Consider the following 5,246-nt stretch of genomic DNA (forward strand, 5'->3'; position numbering starts at 1 on the left):
CTCTACAACCAGCAGCTCCCGCAATCAGCCCTGGGCAGCAAGACGCCCTTGCAGGCGATGAAAGACTGGCACAAACTCAAGCCCGACCTGTTCAGGAAACGGCCATACTACCTTCCGGGATCCGACAGCTACCTTTGGATTCAAAATTGGCGTCCTAGATCTGCAGTCACTTACGCATCTAGCAATAAAGTCAATAACCGAAGCGGTTTCAGTCGACGAGGAGCAACTTTCCCATCTCAAGGGGTTCCTCAATGTCTGATATTGTTCCTCACAAGGACTCCATTCTTCATAAAGGCCGTCTACGGAAGTTTCGAAGCAAAGCCAAGGAAATCGTCTTTGTACCTGAGGAGCGCGCGACTGTTTTCCTTAGTGACGGCAATTCGGGTCGTGCGACCTGCCTTGGCTGCCACGACGCTCCGTGTATAGAATTGACTGAGGGTGAGCTTAGCCTTGGCGGCACTCTGGGCGCGTTTCCTGGTGATCCGTCGCGTGATGTCTGCCCAACGAATGCTATCGATTGGAATTCCGCAGAGGCGGCTCCTCGCATTGATCCTGACGCCTGCGTCGGCTGCGGGCTCTGCGCGTTGCGGTGTCCGTACGGGGCGATCAACCTGAATGACGATGGAATGGCTACAGTCGAAGCAACTGATCCGGACGGCATTACAGTTCACGCAGTCGATGATAGTGCCCCCCACGAGAAGCTTCGTCGCCAAGGTGCGCTTGGTACGCCGCGCACACTGTTCGCGCGCAGCCTCCCCATTGTTCTCGAGGCCATGACAGACACCGAGGCAACGCGCTTGGCACGAAACCTTTTTGCGGTAACTGGCGTTGCGGCAAGTATGCGCCGCAAAGGAGATACAAATATCCGGATGGACGGTCTCCTGCGATTTTCGTCGGGGCAAATCGGGATCGTGGAGTTGGAGACGGGCGCTTCAGTTCTGGAATCGCCCCGCGCCCTCTTGGAGGACATTGCAGTCCTGCATGGACGCTTTGGCGTGGCTCGATCAGATATAATCCCTGTGTCCGTTATCGGCTCGTTGCCCAACGTCCGGGTTGAATACTACCAAGTCATAGATGACATAGAAAACGTTCTCGACATTCGCTGCCGCACAGTCACAATGGGCCTGCTATGTATGATAGCTTGGAATTTCGGCAAGATAGATGAAGTTAACGGAAATACTTTTACGACGGTATCTGGGGAAACCGACCTATATCGCTCCATTGTCGCATTATGTCTGAGTTTTGCAGACGAAGAGCCTTATCCGGGTGCCTATCGTCCGCCTAAATAAGACTTTCCGCCATGTCGTTTTTTGTATCTGAAAGCCTTTTGCGAGCGATCTCGACATAGTCTGGGTTCAGCTCGAAGCCGAGATGCCCCCTATTTTCCATGACGGCAGCAACACACTCACTTCCGCTTCCTACGAATGGCACGAGCACCGTGTCGCCGGGGTTCGAGAAATGCTTAACCAGGCGTCTTGAAATCGACAGCGGCTTTTGCGTGGGGTGATCTACTTTCTCGTCGCGAAAGCGGCGCCCAGCCAGAACCGGAAACGTCCATACGTCGCCAGCCATACGCCCCTCCGGATTCGGGGTCCAGACTTTTCCGTTCTTCGTGATTTTGTGCTTCAGTCTCTCTTGGCTTTTGTAGGGCTCGCGAACTTCGTGAAATATGTAGTCTTGGCTTTTTGAGAACCATAAAATCGGCTCATAGCAAGCATTGAGCGAACGCTTACCATATCCGGCAAAGCCATTTTCGTAATGCCAGATAATCTGGCGACGGTAGACATAGCCGATCTCATACATCATACACTGAATCCAGCACTGATGATGGTGAATTCCGTAGACAAATATATTGCCTTTGTCGGAAAGCACTTGATAGGCAGCTTCAAGCCATTCTCGCGACCAGTCTTTCCACTCCGCGCGCTTTTCGTCCTCTTTCCAAATTCCAAAGTCTTTTTTCAGGTTATATGGTGGGTCGGCAATGATAAGATTGAACTTCTCGCCTTCAAGGTTCCGCATTCCATCAATGCAGTCCCCAACGTGAATTTCTTCCTTGGTCATTTTTTCTTCGGCTTTTGCAGGATGAGGATGAACTGATTGTGGATATTGGGTACGTATGAGTAAGGGTATCCGTACGGATAAACCTTTTTGTGTCTCTGGTAGAGGACTTTCAATCCCCGCATTTCAAGGCCAACATCCTCCAGTGACCTCGCCAAATCGGCATGAAACATTATGTATCGTGACTTCTCACGGAAATCGCTGACCACGATGGCCATATACTTTCCCGGCTTAAGCGCGCGTGCGCACTCTCCAAACAAAGCCGTAAGCTCAACGAGGAAGTCTTCGTAGCTTTCGATTTTCGCAAGGTCGCGCTCATCTTCGCCGTAGTCTGTCGAAAGGCCGTTGGCGAGCCGCTCTTGACGGACTTTGTGGTCCTCCTTCTTCAGTATGGACCAATACGGTGGAGAAGTGACGACAAAGTCGATGCTCTCGTCAGCCAAGGTTGGCAGTATATCACGCGCATCGCCCTCAAGAACCTGCTGATCTTCCACGGTTGAAAACATATCGGCAATCTCAGTCGTCAGTCGCTCTCTCGAAAGCTCTGCGAATTTTGGATTGAGCTCAATGCCGATACCTTTGCGTTGATCGACAGCGCATGCCTTCAGGGTCGAACCTACCCCCACGAACGGATCGAGGACCGTCTGTCCGCTTTTTGTGAAGTAACGGATCAAACGGCCAACATCAGTGAACGAGAATGGCGCAGGGTGCTGCCGCTCAATTCGTGCATCAGGGTGTCCGGCCCCTAGTCCACGCTGGTTCCACACTGATATCGTTTCGACAATCCATTCCTTGGCGGTCAACTCGTTAAGCTGATTGCGCGGATCGATGCGACGCTCATCTTCGTCCGTCGAAGGGGTTTCCGTCGGAACGTCATGGTCGGCGTTCGAGGCTGCTCGTGTATTGTTCATTATGGACCTTCACTTGCACCGCTGAGGGGAAGAAGTGCCTTGTTCTCGTTCTGCTCATAGCTGGATAGGAACGCCAGGATTGCTTGGCGACCTATCCATGCCATCGATACATCGTGCTTCTGTGCGATTGCTTGGAGAGCGGCGTGCTCTTCATCGGAAACGCCAATGGAGATGCGATGGCTCTTTTGCATCGGTAACCCTATCCCTCTGCTGCAAAGTGCAGCACTCTGGAACATTGTGTCGCATATATGGTAGACTGACGCAACACGCCCTCAGCATAAAGTGGCGGAAAACCACAAGTCGGTCCGTAGACCGACGTGGCTGGTCTCGTGTCGGAGGCATTCGTAGGGTGGCGTAGGCGGTCGGCCTTGAGCCGGAGTGTTTGCTGTGCGGCGCTCCGGTTCGACGGGCGAAGCGGTTCATCGGCGTGTTGGCGATGAAGGAAGAACGGAGGCGAGCCAGGCATGCGGGTAAGCGTGGCGGCTGAGTCTTGGCACCAGAAGTGGCGGGACCGATCTGGTCAACTTGGCGTGAATCGCTGGGCCTGCTTCTTCCACTCCAACGAAAACGGCTCCAGCACCTGCGCCAGCGTCACCTCTGCCCCCTGGCTCCCGTCCAGGATCGCCTCGACGATGTCGGGCGCGAGGAGCGTGAGGCGCAGGACGCGGGTCATGTAGGAGGGCGCGATGCCCTCGCGCTCGGCCAGTTCGGCGATGGTAGCGAACTCGCCCGACTCAAGCATCCGTTTCCATCGGAACGCGCGCGCCAGCGCCTTGACCAACGTGTTGTCGGCCTTGTGCGGCTGGATGGCGCCTTCCGGCAAATGCATTTCCTTGCGCCCGCCGCGCTTCGCGACGCGGAACGGGACGTGAAGTGTCACGGTGTCGGGGATTGGCACGCTGCGCGTCACACAGCTTCTCCGAGTCCACCGGCCAGCATCTCGCGCGCGAGGTCGTTGAGGCCGTCCACCCGGAGCCGGACGTTGAGCCCGTCCGTGCCCAACTCCACGCGCTCGACCAACAGCGCCGCGATCCGCGCCTGTTCGGCCGGGAAAAGCTCGTCCCACAACGGATCGAGCTGCTGCAGTGCCCCACGGGCGTCTGCCTCGGTGATGTCGTCGGCGTGTTCGCGCGCCGCCTTCCACGTTCCTGCAACGATTTCCGGCTGGCGGAACACAGCGCGAAGCTGGTCGATGACGGCGGCCTCGATCTCGCCTGCGGGCACGCGGCCGATGGGGCAGGATCCGGCCCCGTGCTTCAACACCGTCTGGCTGACATAGTAGCGGTAGAGGCGCTCTCCCTTTCGGGTGTGCGTCGGCGAGAAAGCGGCGCCGTCCGGCCCGTACAGCAGCCCTTTCAGCAGCGCCGGCGTCTCGGCGCGGGTGCGTGCGGCGCGCTTGCGGGGGCTTTCCTGCAGGATGGCGTGGACGCGCTCCCATGTCTCGCGGTCGACGATGGCGTCATGTTCTCCGGGATAGCTCTCGCCCTTGTGGACCGCCTCGCCGATGTAGGCGCGGTTGTTCAGCATCCGGTAGAGGTACTTCTTGTCGATCCGGTTGCCGCGGGGCGTGCGGATGCCGCGCTTCGCCACCTCGCGTGCCAGTTCCGTGCCGGAGCCGATCTCGGGGAAGCGGGCGAAGATCCAGCGGACATGCTCGGCGGCGTCCTCATCGACCACCAGCTTCCGGTTCTCGACGCGGTAGCCATACGGCGGCGCCCCGCCCATCCACATCCCCTTCTTCCGACTGGCGGCGACCTTGTCGCGGATGCGTTCAGCCGTCACCTCGCGTTCGAACTGGGCGAAGCTGAGCAGGATGTTCAGCGTCAGCCGGCCCATCGACGTGGTCGTGTTGAAGGACTGCGTCACGGAGACGAAGGTCACGCCATTACGGTCGAACACCTCGACCAGCTTGGCGAAGTCGGCGAGCGAGCGCGACAGGCGGTCGATCTTGTAGACCACCACCACGTCGACGAGCCCGTCCTCGATGTCTTCCAACAGCCGCTGCAGGCCGGGGCGGTCCAACGTGCCGCCCGAGAGGCCGCCGTCGTCGTACTGATCGCGGACCAGCACCCAGCCCTCGGAGCGCTGACTGGCGATGAACGCCTCGCAGGCCTCGCGCTGGGCGTGGAGCGAGTTGAACTCTTGCTCCAGCCTGTCAATCTGCATTCAAAACTGACCCATCGTGATCATTTAAAAATGACCCACCTGGGGGGTAGCAAAGCCCACAGGCGAGCGCCCCCCATATAGCAGGCTCGTCTGTGGGCTTTGCTTTTTCTG

At 57.6% G+C, this 5,246-nt stretch carries 5 protein-coding genes and 1 pseudogene; 2 read left to right on the top strand and 4 right to left on the bottom strand.

Going from position 1 to position 5,246, the window contains the following annotated elements; translation table 11 throughout:
- Positions 1–129, top strand: a pseudogene (locus DQW77_RS17695) (IS481 family transposase); the annotation flags it as partial.
- A gap of 122 nt (positions 130–251) precedes the next feature.
- Positions 252–1,289 (top strand): 4Fe-4S dicluster domain-containing protein, encoded by a 1,038-nt coding sequence (locus DQW77_RS17700; RefSeq protein ID WP_113259650.1) that lies wholly within the window; start codon positions 252–254, stop codon positions 1,287–1,289.
- Here DQW77_RS17700 and DQW77_RS17705 read toward each other — a convergent pair.
- The 4 genes from DQW77_RS17705 to DQW77_RS17725 all read right to left on the bottom strand — a co-directional run bounded on the left by DQW77_RS17705 (position 1,282) and on the right by DQW77_RS17725 (position 5,135).
- Entirely contained in the window at positions 1,282–2,061 is a 780-nt protein-coding gene (locus DQW77_RS17705) for a site-specific DNA-methyltransferase (protein ID WP_113259652.1), read from the bottom strand. The two genes, DQW77_RS17700 and DQW77_RS17705, sit on opposite strands and share 8 nt — an antisense overlap.
- Positions 2,058–2,969 (bottom strand): DNA methyltransferase, encoded by a 912-nt coding sequence (locus DQW77_RS17710; protein WP_113259654.1) that lies wholly within the window; start codon positions 2,967–2,969, stop codon positions 2,058–2,060. The genes DQW77_RS17705 and DQW77_RS17710 overlap by 4 nt, the downstream gene beginning before the upstream one ends.
- A 520-nt stretch (positions 2,970–3,489) precedes the next feature.
- On the bottom strand, positions 3,490–3,879 hold the full coding sequence (locus DQW77_RS17720) for a hypothetical protein (protein ID WP_113259658.1): 390 nt from the start codon (positions 3,877–3,879) through the stop codon (positions 3,490–3,492).
- Positions 3,876–5,135: a recombinase family protein gene (locus DQW77_RS17725; RefSeq protein ID WP_258523918.1), complete on the bottom strand. Its 1,260-nt coding sequence runs from the start codon at positions 5,133–5,135 to the stop codon at positions 3,876–3,878. The genes DQW77_RS17720 and DQW77_RS17725 overlap by 4 nt, the downstream gene beginning before the upstream one ends.
- Between the last annotated feature and the right edge of the window lie 111 nt (positions 5,136–5,246).

Source organism: Roseovarius sp. TE539, assembly GCF_003298505.1.
Classification (GTDB): domain Bacteria; phylum Pseudomonadota; class Alphaproteobacteria; order Rhodobacterales; family Rhodobacteraceae; genus Roseovarius.